Raw genomic sequence first — 24,485 nt, 5'->3', positions numbered from 1 at the left:
GGTACACCCTCGCTCACAACCCCCTCCACATCCGGCCTGGATCCTCGTCAGTGGAAGATCTGCTCAAGCCAGCCACGGCAGGCGTTTCCGAAACGAAGCGCTTCGGGACTTCCATGGACCGACAACACTGGAGCGAAAGGACCAGCGTGATCTACAGCAGTTCGTAGCCGGACACTGCCCCCGGCCCCAGCGGCAAGCCCAACCAGATCCATAGCATGGTCAGGATCAAACCCGTCACCATCATCCAGATACTGTAAGGAATCATTGTCGCAGCCAGACTGCCCAGCCCGAAGTCTTTCTGCCAGCGATGACAGAAGGCCAGGATCAGTGGAAAGTAAGGCATCAGTGGCGTGATGATGTTGGTGGCACCGTCACCAACACGGTAGGCGGCGGTGGCCATTTCCGGTGAGATGCCCAGCAGCATCAGCATGGGCACCAGCACCGGTGCCAGCAATGCCCACTTGGCACTCGCTGAACCGATGAGCAAGTTGATCATGCCGGTCAGCAATATGATCAGTGCCATCAGGATCGGCATTGGCAACGACGTCGCCTGAATGACTGCGGCACCATTGATGGCAAAAATCAGACCCAGGTTGGACCAGTTGAACATGGCCACAAAATGCGCTGCCGCAAAGGCCAGCACCAGGTAATAGGACAGGTCTGCCATCGCTTCTGACATCATGCGCACGACATCGCGGTGTGAGCTAACACTGCCGGTGGCACTGCCATAGGCCCAGCCGCTGGCCAGAAACAGAATGAAAAAGGCAGCAACCAGTGACTGATAAAAAGGCTGCATGCTGGCGGCACCGGCATCCTCATTGATCAGCGGTGTGCCGGGCGCAAAACACAGCAGCGCCCAGACCAGAATGACCCCAAGCGACGCCAGTCCAGCCCGTCGCATACCCTGGTGCTCGCTGTCACTGAGCACGTCCGATTCACGTTGCGCCAGCGCCGCCGAGCCTTTGTTCTCCTCCGACAAGGGTGCCAGACGGGGCTCAATCACTTTATCAGTGACGTACCAGATCACCGGCAGATAGATGAAAGTCATGGCGGCAATAAAATACCAGTTGCCTGCAATATTCATCACCCAGCTGGTATCCAGCGTCACGACCGCAGCCTCGGTGATTCCAAACAACAGGGCATCGAGCTGACCCGGAATCAGGTTGGCGGAAAAACCGCCGGACACGCCGGCAAAACCGGCGGCAATACCGGCGATCGGGTGTCGACCGGCGGCGGCAAAAACGACCCCGGCCAACGGTATCAGAACGACATACGCCGCGTCGGCGGCAAGGTTGCCCACCATGGCCAGCAGCGCCACCACCGGCGTCAACAGAGCTGCCGGTGCGGCTTTGACCGCGCTGCTCATGACCGCTGCAAACAGGCCGCTGCGCTCCGCGACACCGGCGCCCAGCATCACCAGCAGGACATAACCCAGAGGATGAAAGTGAGTAAATGTTGTTGGCATTTCAACCAGCAGGCGTTGAATGTTGTCTGCGGATAGCAGACTGGCTGCTTCAATGATCAGTGGACTGCCATCAACCTCAAACTGGGTAGGGTGCACTGCGCTCAGGCCAGCAAGCGCAGCAACCACACTGATGGCCACAACAAACAGAATAAGCCAGAAAAATATGAACACGGGGTCGGGCAGGCGATTACCGTTATATTCGATCCAGCCAAGAAAGCCGGGTTGTCGGGGAGTCACAGGGGGGGTCTGAGCCATGTTGAAGTCCTTTAACGGGATCTTGTGATGAAAGTCGGGCAGACAAGCTGATATGGCAGCAAGCATAGTTCAGCTGAGGCATTGGCGCAAACAGTCGATGACCGGGCAGGATGGCTGGCGTCCCTGGGAAGGGCGGGGAAGGCAGGAAAAGCCAAGTGACGGCAAAAAACGCCAGGGGCGCCAGCAGCTGGCGCTGAGTGGAACCCCTGACGGTGTTGCCTGCTTCCTGCTGGTGTTGATCGGTGCCTGCGACTGCAGTTGATTCGCTTGAACCGCATGTGGTTCGTTAATGAAAGTATAAACCATGTATGGTTCACTTGCGCGCAAGATTGGCAGCTTTTATCAGGAACGCCCGCGGCGACGTGCCGCAGCGGGTGTTTGCCCGCAAAATCGGCGTGGCTCAATCCACCATCATGCGTATTGAGAACGAAGATCAGAATGTAACGCTGGATACCCTGGAGCAGCTGTGCAAGGCGTTCCGCCTGGATGTGGGTGATCTGTTCCCCGCCGATCGTGACCCTGCCAGAAAAACCGGCGCCAGAGTCTACCCGCCCGCCATGCGGACACCGTCCGCAGCGTCGTCGGCCATGGTCCACGACTCGGCAAGGCAAAAAACCAAATCCAGCAAGTCTTGACCATTGGCTTGAGTCTCAGATAAAGCTCAGGGTCGCCAGGGCATTGGTCATGTTAAGCAGTAGAAACAGCATGGCAATGCGGCCCAGCGCCTTGCCCGGGTCTTCTCCGCGATAGGCGAACTTGATGCCTGTGAGCAGGGCAAACGTCCATGCCAGCATCAACCCGAGCAGGACCACATAAACCGTCCAGGCATCATCGGCTACGGCAAGGCTTCCTGACACAAAAAATGCCCCTGCACCAACCAGGTAGAGCGTCCAGTAAGTCAGGGCCAGACCATATTTTCCATTAATCAGGTGTTTCAGGTTGCTGGCGCTGTTCCGGTCCGGTTTACTGCTCATGCTCGGTTTGCTCGCTGTTGGTCGTTGCGCCTGGTTCTGGTTGCATCAAAAGGGTGTGACTGCGCGCAGCCGTATATTAGCAGTGCGCTGCCGCTGAACCAAACGCTCCGCCGCTACGGTGATCAGTTTGCGACAGTTGGCACGGACATTAACCGGTTCTGGGGGGTATAATGCGGCCAGAAGTCACGCTTAAGGTTTACTGAAGAGCCCACTATGTCCTCGCAAGAGCAGCCCTCGTCAAAACAGCCTGCGTCAAAGCAGCCGTCAAAAACAGGACCCGCGATCACAAAAAGCCATTTTTATGCCTATATCAGCAAGTTGCGCTGGCTACAGCGCTGGGGCATGAAACGCAACGTGATCAGCGAAAATGTCATGGAGCACAGCTGGGAGGTAGCCACTATCGCGCATGTGCTGGCGCTGGCGAAGAATCGTTATTTTGGCGGCAACGTTGATGTCAACGCCGTGGTGGTAGCGGCCTTATACCATGACTGCAGCGAAGTCATTACCGGTGATATGCCGTCGCCGATCAAATATCACTCGCCGGAGATCACCAAAGCCTACAAGGCCATTGAACACCAGGCAGATCATGAACTTCTGAACCTGCTGCCTGAGGACCTGAAGGCGGATTTCCGGCCGGTGCTGGTGGAAGCGGAAATTTCCGCAGAATATCACTCGTTGATCAAGTCTGCTGACACCATATGCGCTTACCTTAAATGCAAGGCCGAGGTACAGGCCGGTAACCCGGAATTTCGCAAGGCAGAAGAAGATGTGCACAAACGCCTGGAGCGGGACGACTGTCCCGAGGTGAAGTATTTTCTGGAAACTTTTGCGCCCAGCTATGGCCTGACTCTGGATGAGCTGTTGCGGTAATGGCAGTCATAAGCAGGAGTATGTGTTGACAGGATATCTGGTTTTTTTGCGGCAACACTGGGCATTATTGGGCTTCGGGTTTACGGCTGTTTTCTGGGGCAATTTCGGGCAGTCGTTTTTTGTTGCCTGGTTTGGTGCTGACATTCAGCGCACGCTGGGCCTCAGTGCCGGTGAGTACGGCACGGCCTATTCGCTGGCAACACTGGTCTCGGCGGCGACCGTGGTGTGGGCGGGCGGTCTGATCGACCGCCTTCCGCTACGGTCGTATGCGGTGGCGGTGGCACTGGGACTGGCAGTAGCATTGACCGTGCTGTCGCAGGCAAACGGTCTGGTGACGCTGCTGATCGGTTTTTTTCTGTTGCGACTGTTTGGCCAGTCGCTGCTGCCGCATGGTGGCATGACCTCGATGTCACGTTACTTTGTCGCTGAACGCGGCAAGGCCATCAGTGTGGCCATGTCGGGCGTTCCGTTGGGGGAGATTGTACTGCCGCTGATGGCAGTAGCAATGATCGCCGCCATTGGCTGGCAGGCGAGTTTTGGCCTGATTGCAATAGCCGCTGTTGTGGTCCTGATACCCTTCATGCTCTGGCTGTTGAAGCGCAGCAATATACCGGCAACACCACCGATGCCTGCTCGTCAGCCGGGGCAGACAGCCACCGATGTCGACAATGGCGGCGCCGGACGTCGGGAGATGCTGCGCGACTATCGCTTCTGGCTGGCCTTACCTGGCCTGATGGCAAACCCCTTTCTGATCACTGGCGTCTTTATCCATCAGAACTTTCTGGTGACAGACAAAGGCTGGAGCCTGAGCTGGCTGGCGACCTGTTTTATTGTTTACGGTGCCGTGCACTGGGTCAGCTCGCTGGTGTCCGGGGTATTGGTGGATCGTTTCAAAGGCCCGCGACTGGTCGGCATTTTTCTGCTGCCAATGCTATTGAGCATGCTGATTGCGGCGCTGATGCCGGGGGACCTGGCGGCGCTCTTAATGCTGGCATTGCTGGGCATGTCAGCCGGTAGCAGCCCGCCGATTACCGGCTCGCTATGGCCTGAAATCTACGGCACGCGTAAACTGGGTGCAATCCGCTCCATGATGATGGCGATCATGGTGCTGGCAACAGCGATCTCGCCGGTGCTGTTTGGCTATTTTATTGATCACGGTGTGGACGCCTATGGTTTGTTTGGCGTCTGCGCAGTATATGTATTCTTTGCGTCGCTATTGATGATGGCGTCGTATCCCAAAAACCCTACACCCGTACCAGGTGCCGAATGACTGACCAGACCGCAAAACTGTTTGAAGAACTGGTAGAGCTGAATTATCAGCTTTACAACAGCTTGTTTCTGACACTGCCCCTTGATGCCGTGGAACAGACCGGAACCCTGTTGCCGCTGATGGCTGAAGCGTGTGAACGCGGCCTGACGCAAGGCGATGATCCGCGACAGATCATCGGTGATTTTTTTGAACAACATCGGGATCACTTTACTCAGGATGAGCAGGTTCAGTTCTTGTTCAAGATCATTCAGTATGTAGAGCGCCAGGTCGTCCTGGTTGATGCGCTGGAGGATGCAGCCTACAGCCGCATTCATCATATTGAGGAAAAAAGCTCGCTGATGCGGCTGACCGAACGTGCTGAGGATGAAGGCCGTACGGAAAAACTGGCGCAGCTGTTGAAAAATTTCGGCGTGCGCGTGGTGCTCACCGCGCACCCGACGCAGTTCTATCCGGGGCAGGTGCTGGCGATTATTTCTGACCTCAGTGCCGCGATTGGTGATGCCCGCATCGCTGAAGTGCGAGACCTGCTGCAACAACTTGGCAATACGCCGTTCTTCAAAAAGCAGAAACCGACGCCCTACGACGAGGCGGTGCTGCTGACCTGGTATCTGGGCAATATTCTGTATCCCGCCATCGGCGACATTGTAGATCCGCTTGCCGCGCGTTACCCGGAGTCAATAAACAACAACAGCGAACTGATCAGTATTGGTTTCTGGCCGGGTGGCGATCGCGATGGCAACCCGTTTGTCACCACGGATACCACCTTACGAGTCGCCGCGCGTCTGCGACGTACCGTTCTGCAGTGTTACCACCAGGATCTGCGTGCATTAAAACGGCGGCTGAGCTTTCAGGACGTTTATGAGTTGCTGGACCGGCTGGAAAAACGAATACGTGATGAACTGGTCGAAAAAGCCGATCGCGAAGATATTACGCTCAGCGATATGATGGCAGCGTTGGAAGAAGCAGAGACGTTGATCGTCAAACGCTATCAGTCCATGTATCTTGAGCCACTGCGCTCATTCCGGCGCAAATTGACGCTGTTCGGTTTCCATTTCGCCAGCATCGATATTCGTCAGGACAGTCGGGTAATCACCGGCGCCATGGAGAGCATTGCCGAACATTACCAAGGCCTGTTGCCCGATGATTTTGCCATGCTGACCGAGCAGGAGCAGGTTGACGCGCTGTTTCAGTGCCGACGCGATGAGCCGATTGATGCCAGCCAGTTTGATGATCCGGTGGTACGGGACACGATTGAGTCGTTTGACGTCATTCGCCGTATCCAGGCAAGCAATGGTGAACGTGGCGCGCATCGCTATATTATCAGCAACTGCCGTGGCCCGGTCGATGTGGCACGGGTGCTGGCATTGTTCCGGCTCTGTGGCTGGGTCGATAACCCGATCAGTGTGGACATTGTGCCCCTGTTCGAAACGGTCAACGATCTGCGCCAGGGCGGCCAGTCCATGACCAGTCTGTATCAGAACGAGTACTATCAGCGTCATCTGGAGCAGCGGAAAAAGCGCCAGACGGTCATGCTGGGTTTCTCCGATGGCACCAAAGATGGTGGCTATCTGATGGCAAACTGGGCGATCTATTCTGCCAAGGAAACCATTACCGGGGTCTCACGTGACGCCGGCGTTGAAGTCGTGTTCTTTGATGGTCGTGGTGGTCCACCCGCGCGTGGCGGTGGCGACGCATATCTGTTCTATGCGGCACACGGCAAGAATATCGAAAGCAATCAGATCCAGATGACGGTGCAGGGCCAGACCATCAGCTCACACTACGGCATCAAGGTCGCTGCCAGTCATAACCTGGGACAATTGATGACGGCCGGGCTGGAGAATAATCTGGTCGACCGGGCCGATCGCGAGCTGGACGATCTGCAGCGTAATCTGATTCGCGACCTGGCTGAGCGCAGCTACGACAAATACGAAGCGTTCAAACAGCATGAGCTATTCATGCCGTATCTGGAAGAAATGAGCGTGCTCAAGTATTACGCCATGGCCAATATCGGCAGTCGCCCATCCAAGCGCGGTGGCGGTGGTGCGCTTAAATTTGAAGACCTGCGCGCGATACCCTTTGTGGGCTCGTGGAGCCAGTTGAAACAGAATGTGCCCGGCTTTTATGGCCTGGGTACGGCACTGAAAGCACAGGAAGAGTTTGGCCGGCTGGATGCCTGCCTGGACCTGTATCAGCGCTCGCGATTCTTTCGTGCGCTGATCTCGAACAGCATGCAGAGCATGAGCAAAACCAATTTCGAGCTGACACGTTACATGGAGAACGACCCGCGCTTTGGCGAATTCTGGCAGGACATCTACCAGGAGTACCTATTGAGCAAGGAAATGGTGTTGAAGGTAGCGGGGCAGGACGAACTGTTACAGGATAATGCCCGTAGCCGGCTCAGCATTCGGTTGCGAGAGCAGGTGGTGCTGCCACTGCTGACAATCCAGCAATATGCCCTGATTCGCATCCGTGAATGCCGCGAGCAGGACGACCAGAAACGTCTGGAGGTTTACGAAAAAATGGTGGTGCGCACGCTGTTTGGCAATATCAATGCAGCGCGCAACTCGGCCTGATATCGTTCTGGCGCGCCGTCAGTCTTCGGCCCACATCCGAAGTAGATTGCTGCGCGTTTTCAGGAGCAGCGACAGCGCTCCGGCCTGATCGGGCGCTTTGCGTAGTTGCGCAATGCTGCGCTCCAGATCGAACAGCAGTTCACGCTGCGCCGGATCCCTGATCAGACTTCTGATCCAGCCCACCAGTACCAGGCGACGGCCACGTGTCACCGGCATTACCTGGTGCAGTGTGGTGGCGGGGTAGAGCAGCATGGAGCCGGCCGCGAGTTTGAATGGACGCTCGGCTGAGGGTTCATCAATGACCAGTTCACCGCCATCATAGGAGTCGGGTTCATTGAGAAAAACAGTGAAGGAGACATCGGTGCGCTGTCCATCGATCAGTGCATCATCAACATGAGTACCGTAGTGCATGCCTTCGTCATACCGGCCCAGCAACAGGCGGATGATATTTTTCGGGCGGGTAGCGGCCTGAACCAGTTCATGTGCCTGAATGGCGGCTCTGATCTGCTCAAATAACGTGTCTAACGATGCCTCGGGTCGCGCCTGCAGATTGTTTTTGTGTTGTCGGGCATACCAGCCTGCCGTGCTGCGCCCGTCAACAAACAATGCATCGTCGCTGGCCAATTGCTGACAGGACTGGATCAGATCTGGGGATAAAATGCTGGCAACAGGTAGAATCATGGTGAATGCGATTGAGAATGATTATTGGTTAATGTAAGCTGTGCTCAGTTTAGTGTGCCACGAGCAAGAAGGCAATCACAGGGTTGGCCGAGCGTGGCGCCCGGTTGAATTAATCTGAAAAATTGAATTGAGATAACAAAGAGGGTGTCTGTCATGGAGTCAAAAAACAAACTCTGGCTGGGTCTGGGTGTCGTCTGTGTTGCTGGCGTTGCCATGACCTCCTGCAGCAGTGACGAAAGTTCGGATATGGCGGGTATGGACCATGGTGCGATGACGGCCAGTGAAGGCGGTGAGGGTGGCGAAGGCGCCAGCAGCGCCGACTCGGTCGCCAGTGATGCCGTCTATCTGGGGCAGCTGGCGTTCATTCGGGGCCATCTCAATGTCGGCGTCAACCTGTACCGCGAGGGTGATGAGGACGCATCAGCGACGCACATGAAACACCCTGAGAGCGAGATCTACGCAGCACTGCAGCCCGCGCTGGAGTCACGCAATGCGCCGGGTTTTGCCGATCAGTTGGCCGCCCTGGCCACTGCCGTCGAAAACGGTGAGCCGGTGGCTGACGTTGAGGCGGCGTATGAGGCGCTGTTGCAGGGTATCACGGCCGCCGAGCTGGCAGTCAGCAACCAGAGTGCACGTTTGCTGGGCGACGTAATTGTCGACCTGGTCAGCACGGCCGCTGCGGAGTACGACATTGCCGTGGGCGACGATCTGTCGCTGGAAAATGCACACGAGTACCAGGATGCGCTGGGTTTCATCCGAATTGCCTATGACATGCTGGATAACGTCGCCGCACTCACCAACGATACCTCAGCCGTGGCGTCCATTCGTAATCAACTGGACCTGGTGCACCCGGCCTGGACAGGGCTGCAGCCTCCGCAGCGACTGCACACTGAGCCATCGGTTATCTACGGCGCTGCCAGCCGCATTGAGCTGGCCGTATCTCGCCTTTGACTTAGAGTCTATGATACCGGGCCTTTGAGGCCACCTCCCGCTTTTGATGCCATATGGATTGACCGGTCTGCCGCGAGGTGGGCCGGTTGAGCTCCGATCTCGCTCCTGCTCACACGTCTTTACTCGCAAATTGCCTGCAGACAGTAGTATTCTGTGTGCCAAACGCACAAAAGGAGAGTCATATGAGTATTCGAATTGGCATGACTGCGCCGGATTTCACGGCAAAAACCACAGACGGTGATATCAATTTTCACGACTGGATTGGCGATAGCTGGGCCATTCTGTTTTCCCATCCCAAAGACTATACGCCGGTTTGCACCACCGAGCTGGGTTTTGCTGCCCGGCTGAAACCTGAGTTTGATAAACGCAACACCAAGGTCATCGGACTGTCCGTGGACCCGGTGGAAAATCACACTGGCTGGGCAAAAGATATTGAAGAAACGCAGGGAACGGCTCCCAACTTCCCGATGATTGGTGATACCGATTTGAACGTTGCCAAACTGTACGACATGCTGCCGGAAGCTGAGGCAGGGTCTGCGGAAGGCCGCACAGCAGCCGACAACGCCACCGTGCGTTCCGTGTTTATCATCGGGCCCGACAAAAAAATCAAAGCGTTTCTGGTTTATCCAATGACCAGTGGTCGCAACTTTAATGAAATTCTGCGCCTGCTTGACTCCATTCAACTGACCGCCCGCCACACAGTGGCTACGCCGGTGAACTGGGAAAATGGCGAAGACATCATCATCCCGCCATCGGTCAGTGATGATGAAGCTAAAAAGAAATTCCCGGAGGGCTGGAAAGCGCTCAAACCCTATCTGAGGGTGGCGAAACAACCCAAATAAGGGGCGGCATTGGCTTCAAAAACAACGACAACAACTGTGAGGAGACGTACCATGAAAAAATCGATTTCTGTGGCACTGACATCATTGGTTCTGGGCATGTCTGCCGGCACCATGGCTCAGGATGATTCCCTGAGCTTTTTTATTACCAGCAGTGGCACCGGTAATGGCGCCTATCTTGGCGGGCTGGCCGGTGCCGACATGCATTGTGCAGTGCTGGCGCAGGCCGCTGGTGTGACTGGAAAAACCTGGGCAGCTTACCTGAGTGCACAGGAGAGCAATGGCATGCCGGCAGTCAATGCTCGCGACCGTATTGGCGCAGGTCCGTGGTTTAATGCCAATGGTGTGCAGGTTGCTGCAGACGTTGACGATCTGCACAGTGACAACAATCAGTTGAGCAAAGAAAACTCCCTGACCGAAACCGGCGCTATGGTGAACGGGCGTGGCGACAGCCCAAACCAGCACGATATCCTGACTGGCTCGGATCTTGAGGGTAATGCCTTTACGGACGGTGAAGACCACACCTGTAACAATTGGACCAGCAACGATGAAGGCAGTGCCCAGGTGGGCCATCATGACCGACAGGGTGGTGGCGCCAATCCGACCTCCTGGAACAGCGCTCATGGTTCACGTGGTTGCAGCCTGCAGGATCTGCAGGGCAGTGGTGGCAATGGTTATTTCTATTGTTTTGCTACCGATTAATGAACGTCTGCTAGACGCCTGTCTGGCGTCATCATAATTTCACCGTTTTAACGCCGGGGCTTTCTGCCCCGGTTTTTATTGTGATGCAGTTCTCAAATCTGCATACCCGCATCCTTCGGGCTGATCCATCCGCCGGCTTCGCCGTACTCCCGGATAGTGCTCGAGGTTTTCCGTGAGCGACAGAATCGTAAACCGGAATCCGACAGCATTCCTGACAGTATCTGAAAATGGCTTTTGCCAAGGATCTTTTTATGAAAAATCCAGGACAGTTTGTACGATCTCACCTCATTGTTGCTGCTACCGCAGCAGGCCTTTTGTCTTCCTTTGTTGTCAGTGCGCCCGCGTATGCTGATGGCTCAGTTGAATGTAATTCCAATGCCAGCGAAGCAACAACAACCGAATGTGGCCCGGGGTCTACTGCAACCGGCGTAGATGCGGTTGCGGTCGGTGCCGACAGTACGGCAACCGGTAATTCCACAACGGCAGTGGGCGGCGAGTCTGTTGCAACAGGGCCAGGTTCCACAGCTTTTGGCTGGCAGAGCGCGTCAGGAGAACGCGCCACTGCTGTTGGCCACCTGGCGACGGCGACAGGCGTGCGGTCCGTCGCAGTCGGTGAGAATGCAGATGCTCAGACCGACAACGCAACGGCCATCGGTAACGAATCGATTGCCAATGGTACTGACGCGCTCGCCATCGGCGATACATCGGTAGCGATGGGTAATTCTACCACGTCAATCGGCGGCGAAGCGGTGGCAACCGGTCCAGGCTCAAGTGCCTTCGGGTGGCAGACGGTTTCTGGGGAGCGATCCACTGCCGTTGGTCATCTGGCGACAGCATCAGGTGTGCGCGCGGTTGCGGTCGGCGAAAATGCTGATGCACAGACTGACAATGCCACCGCGATCGGTAATGAATCGATCGCGAACGGTGTCGATGCGTTAGCAATCGGTGACACTTCAGTAGCGATGGGCAACTCCACGACCGCGGTTGGTGGCGAGTCCAACGCGTCAGGCCCGGGATCTACGGCTTATGGCTGGCGCTCAGCGTCCGTCGAAAGAGCGACGGCGCTCGGTCACCTGGCCAACGCGAGTGGCGTGCGCTCAGTCGCCGTCGGGGAAGCAGCTTCGTCATCGGGTCTGCAGGCTATCGCTATTGGTGACGAAAGCAGTGCTGATTTCGACAATTCAATTGCTATTGGTGCCGGCGTCAATGCTACCGCGGCAAACCAGGTTGTGATTGGTTCTTCCAGCCAGACCTACACGTTGCCGGGCGTCGCTTCCGATGCCAGTCGCAGCCGGCAGACGGGCACCACCCGAGTGGTCACGTCCGACGCCAATGGTAACCTGGCGACCATGGACCTGGGCGCACTGTTTAACGATTCTGTGCAGGGATTACTGGGCGCACAGAATTCTGAAATCGCCCGCCAGGGTCGCAGCATCCGGGAGAACCGCGCCGGTATCGCCATGGCAATGGCGATGGAGTCTCCCTATGTTCCCGCTAACGCCACCTTCGCCGTGGGCGGAGGGTTTGGTTACTTCGAAAGCGAGTCAGCGTTTGCGTTCTCGGGTAGTTACCGTGCAACAGACCGGCTGGTTTTTTCAGCCGGCATGTCAACCGGACTTGATTCTGACGCCAAAGTGGGTGGCAGAGTGGGTGCCCAGCTGGCCTGGTAGTAAAGCCTGGCTGGCAGGTCAACGACAAGAGCCTGTTGGCCATATAGCGGAAGGGCCGGCGCGAATAATTGTCCAGCCCTGCCGCCATTACCAGGTTCGCTCATCACAGGGTTTACTCCTTACCGGGTTCACTGTGACGAATTCAATCACGCTTGGCAATGGACGTTTATATGAGTACCAGGATGGATTTACTGACATGTGTTCTGGTTCGGTCCCGCAACCGGATGCGGACGATTGTGCTGGCGGTCCTGCTGCTGTGTAGCAGCGCGCCGGGCCTGGCAGTGGCTCAACAGGCGGCGCCGGTGCCGGACGAATCAACGCTTGCACGTCTGGTCTGGACCAGCATGGTAGCAGTCGACAGTGCCAACAGGACCGGGAACTATTCCGTGCTGCACGCACTGGGCTCTCCTGATTTCCAGAACAGCAACACCGTTGCAGATCTGGCCCAGCTATTCAGAACGCTGCGGGAAAACAGGGTAGACGTCGGTCGCGCAATATTGCTGGAACCGGAGTATCACATTGCCCCGGCAATCGACCAAGATGGTGTGCTCAGATTGCGGGGCGGGTTTGAATTCCGACCCCAGGCTATCCGTTTTGATATTCTGTTTCAGAACATTGCCGGCGGCTGGCGTATTTTTGCCATATCGGTAGCAGAAATGCAGACCTCACAGCGGTGACGCGGTGACTAAGCGGGGGTTGGCGGTGTGTGTTACAGCACAAAGCAGACGTGCTAAGATCAATCAGTGTCCAAACACTCAATACATCATGTTCACAATATGGAAATTGACAATATGCGTATACTCAAACTCTCTCTTCTTACCGTGCTGGCGCTTGTTATTATGAGTGCCTGTTCTCCTCAGGAAACGGCAAGCGCCGTTGGTGGTGCGGACAATTCGTCGCAGCCGGAACCAGTCTGCACTTCATGTGGCGTGATTCGCGCCGTTAATCCGGTCACCCAGCAGGGCGACTCCAGCGGCGCAGGCGCGGTCATCGGTGCCATTGTTGGTGGCGTGGCCGGTAATCAGGTTGGTGGTGGCTCGGGGCGGGATATTGCCACTGCCGCAGGCGCCGTCGGTGGTGCATTTGTGGGCAATACCATTGAGCGGAATCGCGGGTCATCGACGTATTATGAAGTGGTTATCGATATGGAGACAGGTGGTCAACAGGTCATCAATGTCCCGGATGCGACCGGGATCAGCGCGGGCGTGCCCGTGCGTGTACAGAACGGCAATATCGCGATTAGATAGCGTTTAAGGCCAGTTGCCGGGACGCCAGGTGGATTGCCACCGCGCGTCCCGGCTGATTTCTACAGCATTTCTATCGCAACGGCGACTGCTTCGCCTCCGCCGATACACAGACTGGCAATGCCACGGGTTTTGCCCAGTTTCTTCAGGGCATACATCAGCGTCACGATGATACGTGTGCCGGAAGCGCCAACCGGGTGGCCGAGGGCGCAGGCACCGCCGTGAATGTTCACCTTGTTGTGATCCAGTCCCAGTTCACGCATGGCCAGCATTGGCACCATGGCAAAGGCTTCGTTGATTTCAAACAGATCGACATCGTCAACCGTCCAGCCAGTTTTCTGCAACACTTTTTCAATGGCGCCAATGGGCGCGACCGTGAATTCGCTGGGGTGGCGGGCATGGCTGGCCTGGGCCAGCAATCTTGCCATGGGCTTCAGACCTTTCTCCAGCGCGCTACTTTCGCGCATCAGCACCACGGCTGCAGCACCGTCAGAAATGGAGGAAGAGTTGGCGGCGGTAATGCTGCCATCGGCAGCAAATGCCGGGCGCAGTGTGGGTATCTTGTCGGGGTTGGCCTTGCCGGGTTGTTCGTCGTGCTCGACCCTGGTGTCGGTACGACCGACTTTGACATCAACGCCGACGGATTCCGCGTCAAACCAGCCGGAGTCGATTGCCTTTTGCGCGCGGGTCAGTGACTCGATGGCATAGTTGTCCATGTCTTCCCGGCTCAAACCATGCTTGTCTGCCGTTTCCTGTGCAAAGCTGCCCATCAGGCGGCCGGTGTAGGCATCCTCAAGCCCGTCCAGAAACATGTGGTCTTTAAGCTCGCCGTGGCCCAGGCGCAGACCGCTACGGCCTTTGGGGATCAGATAGGGCGCCTGAGTCATGTTCTCGATACCACCCGCCAACACTGTATCCGCATTCCCGGCCAGAATCTGGTCCATACCCATCATCACGGTTTTCATGCCCGAACCACACATCTTGTTGACGGTGGTGCATGGTGTGGTTACGGCGAGGCCAGCGCCCAGCGCAACCTGGCGTGCCGGCGCCTGGGCCAGACCTGCGGGCAATACGCAGCCAATCAATACGTCATCGATAGCCGAGTCGTGTGCTGCCGGGTCGAGCCCGGCACGCTGCAGTGCTGCATTGGCAGCAGCAACGCCCAGGGCCGGCGCCGTGGTGGCTGAAAACAGGCCCTGAAAACCGCCAATAGGGGTCCGCGCGCCGCCGAGAATGACAACTGAATCTTTGCTCATGATGTGGGTGTCCTGATCTTTTGTGTTATTTCTGAATGGGTTAGGCTGAATGGGTTGTTCGGGTTTAGTGGTTGCTGCGCATCTGGGACAGACGATGTTTGCACAGGGTTTCAAATTCTTTAAGTTCATGCAGACTCAACTGAATGTCTTCCAGCTGCTGTCTGAGGACCTGTTTGCGTTCGCCGATTTTATCCAGAACGTGTCTCAATTGGGCCAGTTCGCCGGTGGCTGAGTCATACAGATCAAACATTTCACCGATTTCATCGAGTGAAAACCCCAATCGTTTGCCGCGCAGAATGAGTTTGAGGCGTGTGTGGTCACGCTGACTATACAGGCGATTGCGGCCTTCGCGAACAGGTGTCAGCAAGCCTTCACTTTCATAAAACCGGATGGCGCGCGTGGTAATGTCGAATTCTTTCGCCATTTGCGAGATGGTGTAGGTTTTTAGGCCGTCGTCGAGCGGGTCCAGGGCATTACTGCGCAGAAAGCTGGCGCTGAGCGCTTGGGAGGTGTCTGGCATGTTGGCTTGAATTCCTTGATTGACGTTAACGTAAACGTCAATATAATAAATGACCTTGGTCCACAGGACAACTATCGCCAGCTATCGTGGCTGATGTCACGGCGGCAGCAACCGCAAAATAACAAGTGCAGCCTAGGCAGGTTGAAGATCAGGTTCGTTGTCGAACCGACAGGAGCAACATCGTGTCATCAGTCGTCAGTATCCATCCATCCAGCTCTCCGGCCCTGGAATTTCCCCGTTTTATTACCGCGGCAAGCCTGTTTGACGGCCATGATGCCGCCATCAACATCATGCGGCGCATGCTGCAGGCGTCGGGTGCGGAAGTCATTCATCTGGCACACAATCGCTCAGTGCAGGAAGTCGTTGAATCGGCACTGCAGGAAGATGTGCAGGGCATTGCCATCAGCTCCTATCAGGGTGGTCACCTCGAGTATTTCAAATACATGGTCGATATGTTGCGTGAGCGCGGCGCGGGCCATATTCAGGTATTTGGTGGCGGCGGTGGCGTCATCATTCCCAGCGAGATAAAAGAGCTGCACGACTATGGCGTGAGCCGGATTTATTCGCCGGATGACGGTCAGAGCATGGGCCTGCAGGGTATGATTGACGATATCATGCACAAGGTCACGGTGGAGCGCAAAACGGGGCCGGCGCTGGATATCGCTGCGACCCAGTCCGGCGATCGGGTCGCGCTGTCGCGGGTGATCAGTGCGTTGGAGCTTGATGCATTGAGCGCTGAGCAGAAGTCGCAGCTGCAGCAGGCAGCTGCCGCAGTGGACAATGTACCGGTACTGGGTATCACGGGCACCGGTGGCGCCGGCAAGTCATCACTCACCGATGAGCTGATACTGCGCCTGCGTCAGGACAGCGGCGATAAGCTGCGTATCGCAGTACTGGCGATCGACCCGACACGGCGCCGCACCGGTGGTGCACTGCTGGGCGATCGCGTGCGCATGAACGCCATCTACCACCCTTCGGTATACATGCGCTCCATTGCCACCCGCCGCTCGGAAACTGAAGTGCCGACTTATCTGCGTGACATCATCAGCAGTGTAAAGGTGGCAGGTTTTGATCTGGTGATTGTGGAAACGCCCGGCATTGGTCAGGGTGATGCGGGCATTGTGCCCTATGTGAACAATTCACTTTACGTGATGACGCCCGAGTTCGGCGCCGCCAGTCAGCTGGAAAAGATCGACATGCTGGACTACGCCGATGTCATCGCCATCAACAAGTTTGATCGCAAAGGCGGCGAAGACGCGCTGCGCGATGTCAGTAAACAGGTGCAGCGCAACCGCGTGGCCTTCGACAGAACCGTGGAGCAGATGCCGGTGTACGGCACCATTGCCGCACGCTTCAATGATGATGGCGTGACGGCGCTGTACCAGGCGCTGGTGCCGGTGCTGATGCAGCATGGACTGCCGGACTTCACGCATCAGCTGGCGCCGGTCACAACCCGTACTTCGACCCAGCAGTCGGTCATCATTCCACCACAACGGCAACGTTATCTCGCTGAAATCGCCGATACCGTGCGTGACTACCGACAGCGGGTCGAGCAGCAGGCAGTGATCGCCAGAGAGCTGCAGCAGTTACAGGCGACCCGGGACATGGCGAACAGCGCGAATCCAGATGACAACCTGACTGGCAGCCTGGACGCCTTGATCAAAACGCGGCAACAGCAATTGCACGGTGACAGTGAAGCCCTGTTGGAGAACTGGCCCGCGTTAAAGCAGGCATATTCTGAAGATGAACTTGTCACTGACATCCGGGGCAAGTCGCAACGCAACTCCCTGGCCTGGACCACCATGTCAGGCACGCGAGTACCCAAAGTGTCGCTGCCACGATATAGCGACCATGGTGACATTCTACGATGGCTGGCATTGGATAATGTGCCAGGTCGATTTCCTTATACCTCGGGTGTGTTTGCCGTCAAGCGCGAGGGCGAAGACCCCACGCGTATGTTCGCCGGTGAGGGTGACGCGTTTCGTACCAATCGCCGCTTCAAATCTCTGTCAGAACATGCCGATGCCAAACGCCTGTCAACTGCCTTCGATTCGGTGACACTGTACGGCTTCGATCCCGATGAGCGTCCTGACATCTATGGCAAGGTGGGCAACTCCGGCGTATCCATTGCCACCCTGGATGACATGAAAGTGTTATACGACGGCTTTGATCTGTGTCACCCCACCACCTCAGTGTCGATGACCATCAACGGACCCGCACCCACCATTCTGGCGATGTTTCTGAACTCGGCGATCGCGCAGCAGATGGAGCGTTTCCGCAGCGAACAGGGCCGCGAACCCGATGCTACAGAAGCGGCGCAGCTAAAGGCTGGGGCACTGGCGTCAGTGCGGGGCACTGTTCAGGCCGATATCCTGAAGGAAGATCAGGGCCAGAATACATGCATTTTCTCTACCGAGTTCAGTCTGAAACTGATGGGCGATATTCAGGAATACTTTATCGCCAATAAAGTGCGCAACTTCTACTCCGTGTCGATCTCCGGTTACCACATCGCGGAAGCAGGCGCGAATCCGATCTCGCAGTTGGCGTTTACCCTGTCCAATGGCTTTACCTTTGTTGAAGCCTGGCTGGCCCGCGGCATGAACATTGACGACTTCGCGCCCAATCTGTCGTTCTTCTTCTCCAATGGCATGGATGCGGAATACACCGTGCTGGGACGCGTGGCCAGACGTATCTGGTCAACCACCATGCGCGAAAAATATGGTGCCAACGAACGTAGCCAGAAACTCAAATACCATATCCAGACCTCGGGGCGATCGTTGCACGCTCAGGAGATGTCGTTCAATGACATTCGCACCACATTGCAGGCCTTGATCGCGGTATACGACAACTGCAACAGTCTGCACACCAACGCGTATGATGAGGCCGTCACCACGCCCACGGGTGAATCGGTGCGCCGGGCGGTGGCCATTCAGCTGATCATCAACAAAGAGTGGGGCCTGGCGCGTAATGAGAATCCGAACCAGGGTGCATTTATCATTGATGAGTTGACAGACCTGGTTGAAGAAGCGGTGATGCAGGAATTTGAGCGTATCGCCGAGCGCGGCGGTGTGCTGGGCGCGATGGAAACCGGGTACCAGCGTGGCCGTATTCAGGATGAGTCCATGCACTACGAACACAAGAAGCATGACGGTTCATTGCCGATTGTGGGTGTGAACACCTTCCTCAATCCCAATGGCGAAGACGAGGAGGCGGAATTCAGCGTCGAGTTGGCACGTTCAACCGACGAAGAAAAGCAGAGTCAGATAAGCCGCCTGCGTGATTTTCAGCAGCGCCACGCCAGCGAATCAGAGCAGGCCATTGCCCGCCTGAAGCAGGCTGCCATCAACAACGACAACGTGTTTGAAGTCCTGATGGACGCCGTCCAGTGCTGCTCACTCGGTCAGATCACCAACGCCTTCTTCGAAGTAGGCGGCCAATACCGCAGGAATATGTGACCGCCATGGATGGCGGTGCCTGCAATTGCTCCTGCATTGCAGGCATTTCCACCATCCCTGGTGGTCAAATGCCGTTTTTGCAGGAGCAAAAAACGGCGGACCGCAGGAGGGGCACTACCACACTTAACGGATCCGATGCTCGCCGGCTACGGTGAGCATCGGATCCGTTTCTTCCACCAGGTACTCCTGTTCCATAATGGTGGAAACATACAGGAACCGGGTCGCGATGCGCTCCCGGGTCAGGTCCAGTTCCATCCAGCCTCTGCCCAAACCACGCATGTATCGCATCTCCGGGCTGTTGCGCATGAACGCTGCGACCAGCTCGTTCTCTGGCAGCGGCATGAAGTTCTCGAATCCGGGTGAAGTAATGCTGGGGGTGCCAAACTCAACAGCGATTGCCTCGCCGGTATCGTCGTGCAGATCAAACGCCCATGAGCTATGAGTGTCACCGGAAAGCACCACGGCATTGTTGGCGTGCTGACGGAACAGGTCCAGTACGCGTTCCCGGTCAGCCGGGTATCCGTCCCATGCATCCAGATTGAAAGGCAGCCCCATCTGGCCCCGTTCCCGCAACATGCCATAACGGCTCGACGCGATATCCGGGCGGATGTCTTCAGCGAACTCAACATCGGCTACCAGCGGTATCTCCTTGCGGCCCATGATGACCTGTTGGCCAATTACCTGCCAGGGGATACCGGCACTGGCAGAGCGGCGTAACTCATTGGCAAGAAACTGCTGTTGTGTGGCCCCCAACATGGAGCGCGTAGAGTCTGCCAGGCCGCGACGCAGGGTATCGATGTTCATGTCATGGGTTAATTGTTCATCGCGGGCAATCAGTCGGGTGTCCAGCATGATCAGGGTTGCCAGGTCACCGATGTCAAAACTGCGATAAATGATGCCATCTTCCACGTTGCCCTGCTCGCGAATGGGCAGCCATTCGTAAAACGCCTGGATGGCAGCACGGCGCCGGTCGTCAAACTCGCCTTCACCGTCATTGTGGTTCTGTGCGCCGGTCTGGAAAGTGTTGTTGGTAATCTCATGGTCGTCCCAGACACAGATGAAAGGGTGTGCCTGATGGATAGCCTGTAGATCGGCGTCACTGCGATATAGACCATAGCGCATGCGATAGTCGTCCAGCGACACAATTTCATGCTCAGGCTGGACGTGGCGGCCTTTGTTGAGCATGTCCGCGTTGGCGTAGCCGCCGTCGGCGTATTCGTAAATATAATCGCCCAGGTGCAGAACCGCGTCACACTCGCGCGCCGCTATTTCGCGGTAGGCGTTAAAGTAACCCTGCGGATAGTTTGAACACGACACCACGGCCAGTCGTGCCTGTGCTGCGCCGGCCGCAGGCAGGGTGCGTGTGCGCCCGGTGGCACTGTGGATACCCGTGGCCGTAAAGCGGTAGAAATAGGACGTCCCGGGTGTCAGTCCGGCAGCGTCGACTTTGACGGTAAAATCCCGGGCAGGGCCGGTTTGTGTGTCGCCAGCCGCCACGATCTGCTCAAACTGCGGATCCACGGCGATCTGCCATTGCACATCAAGGGTGTCCGCCTGGCCGTCGCCTGGCAACACCCGGGTCCACAGAATGACGCGATCCTGCAATGGGTCACCACTGGCAACGCCGTGCGTAAAATGCGCTGCGGCAGCGGCATAAATGGGCAGTCCGCGGATTGCCAGCGCACCCAGCGTGGCGGCAGAAATCTGTAGGAAACGGCGGCGGCTAAGCGAGTGGCGTGGCGAAGACATGAGAGGACACCTTATTGCGATGGAATGATTTGTTTGTGCTCTATGCTAGTGCGCGAGTACGACAGGTCGGTGACAGGCCTGCCGAGCTTATCTGGAAAGCGCCGGTTATACAGATATATGCTACAACAACACCTGTTAGACAAGCACCCTGAGGTATGCGATGTTTGCCTGCATTGAGTTTTCATGAAAAGCAGCGCGAGGCATAAATGATAATCTGGATTGGCAGTTATTTGTTGCTGGGCATCTTCACGGGTTTTCTGGCTGGCCTGTTCGGCATCGGCGGGGGCGCCGTCATGGTGCCGGTGCTCGCGGTCATGTTTGTGGCGCAGGGGTTTGCGCCCGACTACGTTGTGCACCTGGCGTTGGGCACGTCCATGGCGGCGATTGTGCCGACATCAATCGCCAGCCTTCGCGCCCACAATAAACACGGCGCGGTGCTTTGGCCAGCCGTGCGTGGGTTGGCGCCGGGCATTGTGGTCGGCACCTTTGCCGGGACGTTTCTGGCAGCCTGGCTGTCACCTCAGCCGCTGGCCATTTTCTTCTGCCTGTTCATGACCTACGTCGCTGTGCAGATGATCCTTAATCGTAAACCTGATCCTGCCCGCGAACTGCCGGGGCTGGCGGGGCTCTCCTCAGTCGGCGGCGGTATTGGTGGCGTGTCGGCGCTGGTGGCGATTGGCGGCGGAACCATGACGGTGCCGTTTCTGGTCTGGTGCAATGTGCGGTTGCAGACAGCCATAGGTACGTCCGCGGCAGTGGGTCTGCCCATTGCACTCGCGGGGTCGATGGGTTACATCCTGAATGGCTGGGGTATTGCCAGCCTGCCAGCCTACACGGTTGGGTTCGTTTATTGGCCGGCGGTGCTGATGATGGCGGCGGCCAGTTTCCTGTCGGCCCCGCTGGGGGCAAAGCTGGCGCATAGTCTGCCGGTAGCCACGCTCAAGAAACTGTTTGCGGCGCTGGTAATTCTATTGGCACTGCAGATGCTGCGCACGGTTTTAACGTACTGATTTGACGTGCTGGGTTTGCAGGCTGCAGACGGAATAACGGTATTGGTTTTGAGGAACAACGAAGATGACCAGGTGGCTGGTAAAAACTGAACCCGATGAATGCAGTATTGATGACTTTGCCCGATCGCCGGATATAGCGATTGTCTGGGAAGGTGTGCGCAATTATCAGGCGCGCAACTTCATTCGGGACATGACGGTAGGTGATGAGGTATTTGTGTATCACTCCAGCTGCAAGCATATTGGCATTGCCGGCATGGTCACCGTGGTGCGTGACGCCTATCCGGACCCTGCCCAGTTTGACAGTAAGTCAGACTATTATGATGCAAAAAGCACACCCGACAACCCTCGCTGGACGGCCGTGGATATGATATTCGGGAGAAAATTTCCGCGACTGATTACACTGGATGAACTCAAGGTACTGCCGCAACTGGAGTCACTGGCACTGGTCAGGAAGGGCAATCGCCTGTCAGTGATGCCGGTCAGCGACGACGAATGGAAAACAATAGTGTCGCTGTGCTGAGGCCTGTGTTGAATCATTAGCTGGCTTGATGGCTACTGCCCCCCCTGGCTGAGGGCCCGGCGCTCAGCGTTCGCGTCATTCAACAAACGCCTTCAGCCGATCAATGGCATCGTCCCATTGCTGTGCCACTCTATCCAGGTAGCTACGCGCCTGTTGCATGCCTTGCGGCCGGTACAGATAACGGCTCTCGCGCCCCTGACGCCGACTTTCTACCAACCCGGCATCATGTAATACCGTCAGATGCTTGCTGATGGCCTGTCGGCTCAGACCGCTGCCTTCGGTCAGGTCAACGATGGCGTGAGGCTGCCCGTCCTGCAATCGGCTCAACAATGCCAGCCGCGTCGGATCAGCGAGCGCGGCAAAAACCGGCACGGCCAGTTCCGGCAGATGATGCGAGTGCCCAGATGATTCAGGCATGTTCGGCCACGAATTCACGAATGTGATCGGCCTGGATGTCCCAGCCTTGCGTATTGCTGCGGATGATGTCCTGACGTCGTGATTCGGGCAGAGCGGACAGCCCCGATTCGGTAATGGTCAGGCGAGTACCGCCCGCAATGGCCTGCAGGTGAAACTCAACCCGTGTTGTGGGTTCTTCGTTCAGGGCAAGCTCGGAGCCTTCACCCTCATGATACCAGTGAAATGCCAGCAGGCTTTCTGGTGTCACCGTTTCCACAATGGCCAGCCACTCGTAACCTTCGTAGCCGGGGTAGGTGGTGACGCCCGTTGATTTTTCGCCAGCAACAAAAGGTTCGTTCAGTTTTACGCGAAACCATTCACCAAACTGCCGGTGGTCACTGATGGCCTGCCAGACCCGGGGCACGGGCGCCTTGATATCAACGAGCTTTACAATACTGTCTTGTGTTTGTTGATCTGACGTTTTGCCTTGATTTTTCATATGCAACCTCCTGGTTGCGTTTAGAGTAATCGAAGGCAAGTGTTAAATGCAACCATAAAGTTGCATTTAACACCGGGAAGACCACTTATGAGTGGTAGAAACCGGCTGCCGGTGCCTGCGGTCGATAGGGGTGGGCTGACCCAGGATCCCGACCTGTGTAGCGGCCAATGTCGAACCCATCAGTCGAAATTGCCGGGCGTTGACCATCGACAATGTCAGACAACAACTGTGCCGAACCGCAAGACATGGTCCAGCCCAAAGTTCCATGGCCAGTGTTCAGAAACAGGTTCTTGAGAGCCGTTGCACCCACCACCGGTGTACCGTCGGGCGTCATCGGGCGCAGGCCAGCCCAGTAACGGGTGTCATTGTTATCACCACCGCCCGGGAAGAGATCGTTGACCACCATGCGCAGGGTTGCCAGTGGTTTGCTGCGCAGGCGCAAGTCGAAGCCGGCCAGTTCGGCGGTGCCGCCGACACGGATGCGGTCATCAAAGCGGGTGATAGCGACCTTGTAGGTTTCATCCATAATGGTCGACACCGGTGCCCTGTTCTGGTCCTGTACGGGAACGGTCAGTGAATAACCTTTAACGGGATAGACCGGCAGGTTGATGCCCAGTGGTTGCAGCAGTTCAGGCGAGTAGCTGCCCAGTGCCAGCACGTAGTTGTCCGCCGTCAACGTTTCGGTACCGCCATCCCTCTCAATGATATTGACGCCGGTAATGCGATTGCCGTCGCTGTTCAAGGTGTCGATACGACATCCGTACCGGAACGCCACGCCCAGCGCACGACAGCGTGCTTCAAGTTCTTTGGTAAACAGCTGGCAATCACCGGTCTCATCTAGCGGCAGGCGCAGTCCACCAAAAATTTTGTCCCGGCTGCTGGCCAGACCGGGCTCGGCACGAATACAACCGTCCTGATCGAGCAGTTCAAACGGCACCCCCAGCTGCTGCAGCACAGTGATGTCCTGCGCTGCCGCATCACGCTGTTTGCGGGTGCGAAACAGTTGCAGTGTGCCTCGTTGACGCTGCTCATAGTTAATGCCGGTTTCCGAGCGCAGTGCGATCAGGCACTGGCGGCTGTGATCGGCCAGGCGCATCATACGTTCCTTATTGATGGCGTAGCGATCCGCGGTACAGTTGCGCAGCATCTGCAGCATCCAGCGGTACTGGCTCAGGTCCGCCGTTGGCCGGATGGCCAGTGGCGCATGTCTGGACAGCAACCACTTGATGGCTTTCAGCGGCACCCCGGGCGCCGCCCACGGCGCTGAATAGCCAGGGGATATCATGCCCGCATTGGCGAAGCTGGTTTCCTGGGCCGGACCCGGCTGACGGTCAACTACCGTCACCTGATGACCTGCTTTGGCCAGATACCAGGCGCTGGTAATGCCGATGATGCCGCTGCCCAGAATCAGGCTGTGTCCTTGTTTGACGTGCTGCATACTAACTCCTGTCCTGTCCTGTCCTGTCCTGTCGGTTTAGCTCGCTGACTTGTGCAAACTGAATTATGCAAGCTGGTTTGTGGATGGACTAAGCGCCTATTGTAAGATGGGTCGACTGCGTGTATTTTCTGTTTCAATGGTCAGACGT

Annotated in this window: 23 protein-coding genes; 14 read left to right on the top strand and 9 right to left on the bottom strand. The window is 56.7% G+C overall.

Annotated elements, in window-relative coordinates:
- Positions 1-151: 151 nt before the first annotated feature.
- The gene (locus PHACT_RS05060) at positions 152-1,720 is read right to left on the bottom strand and encodes an AbgT family transporter (RefSeq protein ID WP_070116192.1); all 1,569 of its coding nucleotides are present in this window, start codon (positions 1,718-1,720) and stop codon (positions 152-154) included.
- A gap of 52 nt (positions 1,721-1,772) precedes the next feature.
- On the opposite strand from PHACT_RS05060, the gene PHACT_RS16160 reads away from it, so the two are divergent.
- Together PHACT_RS16160 and PHACT_RS05055 are read left to right on the top strand one after the other, a co-directional pair.
- Positions 1,773-1,982, top strand: coding sequence for a hypothetical protein (locus tag PHACT_RS16160; RefSeq protein WP_139141446.1), 210 nt, complete (start codon positions 1,773-1,775; stop codon positions 1,980-1,982).
- Between the two features lie 46 nt (positions 1,983-2,028).
- Complete coding sequence (locus tag PHACT_RS05055) at positions 2,029-2,355, top strand: helix-turn-helix domain-containing protein (protein ID WP_083264358.1); 327 nt, start codon at positions 2,029-2,031, stop codon at positions 2,353-2,355.
- A 15-nt stretch (positions 2,356-2,370) separates the two neighbouring features.
- On the opposite strand, the gene PHACT_RS05050 is transcribed toward PHACT_RS05055, so the two are convergent.
- On the bottom strand, positions 2,371-2,694 hold the full coding sequence (locus PHACT_RS05050; protein ID WP_070116190.1) for a hypothetical protein: 324 nt from the start codon (positions 2,692-2,694) through the stop codon (positions 2,371-2,373).
- 213 nt (positions 2,695-2,907) lie between these two features.
- On the opposite strand from PHACT_RS05050, the gene yfbR reads away from it, so the two are divergent.
- From yfbR to PHACT_RS05035, 3 genes are read left to right on the top strand one after another with little or no spacing between them, the layout of a single operon-like run.
- On the top strand, positions 2,908-3,564 hold the full coding sequence (gene yfbR / locus PHACT_RS05045) for a 5'-deoxynucleotidase (protein ID WP_083264357.1): 657 nt from the start codon (positions 2,908-2,910) through the stop codon (positions 3,562-3,564).
- Positions 3,565-3,589: 25 nt separating this feature from the next.
- Entirely contained in the window at positions 3,590-4,834 is a 1,245-nt protein-coding gene (locus PHACT_RS05040) for an MFS transporter (RefSeq protein WP_139141445.1), read from the top strand.
- Complete coding sequence (locus PHACT_RS05035) at positions 4,831-7,407, top strand: phosphoenolpyruvate carboxylase (protein ID WP_070116189.1); 2,577 nt, start codon at positions 4,831-4,833, stop codon at positions 7,405-7,407. Before PHACT_RS05040 ends, PHACT_RS05035 begins: the two co-directional genes overlap by 4 nt.
- 18 nt (positions 7,408-7,425) lie before the next feature.
- Here PHACT_RS05035 and PHACT_RS05030 read toward each other — a convergent pair whose 3' ends face one another.
- Positions 7,426-8,088, bottom strand: a complete 663-nt coding sequence (locus PHACT_RS05030; RefSeq protein ID WP_070116188.1) for a Fe2+-dependent dioxygenase — start codon at positions 8,086-8,088, stop codon at positions 7,426-7,428.
- Positions 8,089-8,241: 153 nt separating this feature from the next.
- Here PHACT_RS05030 and PHACT_RS05025 point away from each other — a divergent pair, with 153 nt between their 5' ends.
- The 6 genes from PHACT_RS05025 to PHACT_RS16600 all read left to right on the top strand — a co-directional run bounded on the left by PHACT_RS05025 (position 8,242) and on the right by PHACT_RS16600 (position 13,497).
- The gene (locus PHACT_RS05025; protein WP_070116187.1) at positions 8,242-9,039 is read left to right on the top strand and encodes a hypothetical protein; all 798 of its coding nucleotides are present in this window, start codon (positions 8,242-8,244) and stop codon (positions 9,037-9,039) included.
- A gap of 182 nt (positions 9,040-9,221) precedes the next feature.
- Positions 9,222-9,881, top strand: coding sequence for a peroxiredoxin (locus tag PHACT_RS05020; RefSeq protein WP_070116186.1), 660 nt, complete (start codon positions 9,222-9,224; stop codon positions 9,879-9,881).
- Positions 9,882-9,932: 51 nt separating this feature from the next.
- A complete protein-coding gene (locus PHACT_RS05015; RefSeq protein ID WP_070116185.1) occupies positions 9,933-10,580 on the top strand; it encodes a hypothetical protein in 648 nt (215 codons plus the stop codon).
- Positions 10,581-10,831: 251 nt separating this feature from the next.
- A complete protein-coding gene (locus PHACT_RS05010) occupies positions 10,832-12,250 on the top strand; it encodes a YadA C-terminal domain-containing protein (protein WP_070118163.1) in 1,419 nt (472 codons plus the stop codon).
- Between the two features lie 182 nt (positions 12,251-12,432).
- A complete protein-coding gene (locus PHACT_RS05005) occupies positions 12,433-12,927 on the top strand; it encodes a hypothetical protein (RefSeq protein ID WP_139141444.1) in 495 nt (164 codons plus the stop codon).
- 114 nt (positions 12,928-13,041) lie between these two features.
- The gene (locus PHACT_RS16600; protein WP_281201716.1) at positions 13,042-13,497 is read left to right on the top strand and encodes an outer membrane lipoprotein; all 456 of its coding nucleotides are present in this window, start codon (positions 13,042-13,044) and stop codon (positions 13,495-13,497) included.
- 59 nt (positions 13,498-13,556) lie between these two features.
- Here the strand turns inward: PHACT_RS16600 and PHACT_RS04995 are convergent, their stop codons facing one another.
- Both PHACT_RS04995 and PHACT_RS04990 read right to left on the bottom strand, forming a co-directional pair.
- Positions 13,557-14,750, bottom strand: coding sequence for a thiolase family protein (locus PHACT_RS04995; RefSeq protein WP_070116182.1), 1,194 nt, complete (start codon positions 14,748-14,750; stop codon positions 13,557-13,559).
- 64 nt (positions 14,751-14,814) lie between these two features.
- Positions 14,815-15,270 carry a MerR family transcriptional regulator gene (locus PHACT_RS04990; protein WP_083264355.1) on the bottom strand — a complete coding sequence of 152 codons (456 nt, stop codon included), beginning with the start codon at positions 15,268-15,270 and terminating at the stop codon, positions 14,815-14,817.
- 182 nt (positions 15,271-15,452) lie between these two features.
- Between PHACT_RS04990 and icmF the strand changes: the two genes are divergently transcribed.
- Positions 15,453-18,725, top strand: coding sequence for a fused isobutyryl-CoA mutase/GTPase IcmF (icmF, locus tag PHACT_RS04985; protein ID WP_245730586.1), 3,273 nt, complete (start codon positions 15,453-15,455; stop codon positions 18,723-18,725).
- Positions 18,726-18,848: 123 nt separating this feature from the next.
- On the opposite strand, the gene PHACT_RS04980 is transcribed toward icmF, so the two are convergent.
- Positions 18,849-20,474: an alkaline phosphatase D family protein gene (locus tag PHACT_RS04980; RefSeq protein WP_070116181.1), complete on the bottom strand. Its 1,626-nt coding sequence runs from the start codon at positions 20,472-20,474 to the stop codon at positions 18,849-18,851.
- Positions 20,475-20,680: 206 nt separating this feature from the next.
- On the opposite strand from PHACT_RS04980, the gene PHACT_RS04975 reads away from it, so the two are divergent.
- Entirely contained in the window at positions 20,681-21,484 is an 804-nt protein-coding gene (locus PHACT_RS04975; RefSeq protein ID WP_070116180.1) for a sulfite exporter TauE/SafE family protein, read from the top strand.
- A 64-nt stretch (positions 21,485-21,548) separates the two neighbouring features.
- Positions 21,549-22,004, top strand: coding sequence for an EVE domain-containing protein (locus PHACT_RS04970; protein WP_070116179.1), 456 nt, complete (start codon positions 21,549-21,551; stop codon positions 22,002-22,004).
- Positions 22,005-22,079: 75 nt separating this feature from the next.
- Here PHACT_RS04970 and PHACT_RS04965 read toward each other — a convergent pair whose 3' ends face one another.
- The 3 genes from PHACT_RS04965 to PHACT_RS04955 all read right to left on the bottom strand — a co-directional run bounded on the left by PHACT_RS04965 (position 22,080) and on the right by PHACT_RS04955 (position 24,337).
- A complete protein-coding gene (locus tag PHACT_RS04965) occupies positions 22,080-22,421 on the bottom strand; it encodes an ArsR/SmtB family transcription factor (protein ID WP_070116178.1) in 342 nt (113 codons plus the stop codon).
- Positions 22,414-22,899, bottom strand: a complete 486-nt coding sequence (locus PHACT_RS04960; protein WP_070116177.1) for an SRPBCC family protein — start codon at positions 22,897-22,899, stop codon at positions 22,414-22,416. The genes PHACT_RS04965 and PHACT_RS04960 overlap by 8 nt, the downstream gene beginning before the upstream one ends.
- A gap of 85 nt (positions 22,900-22,984) precedes the next feature.
- Positions 22,985-24,337: a D-amino acid dehydrogenase gene (locus PHACT_RS04955; protein WP_070116176.1), complete on the bottom strand. Its 1,353-nt coding sequence runs from the start codon at positions 24,335-24,337 to the stop codon at positions 22,985-22,987.
- Between the last annotated feature and the right edge of the window lie 148 nt (positions 24,338-24,485).

Origin of the sequence: Pseudohongiella acticola (assembly GCF_001758195.1) — a bacterium.
Lineage (GTDB): Bacteria > Pseudomonadota > Gammaproteobacteria > Pseudomonadales > Pseudohongiellaceae > Pseudohongiella > Pseudohongiella acticola.
This window is presented reverse-complemented; position numbering and strand designations above follow the sequence as displayed.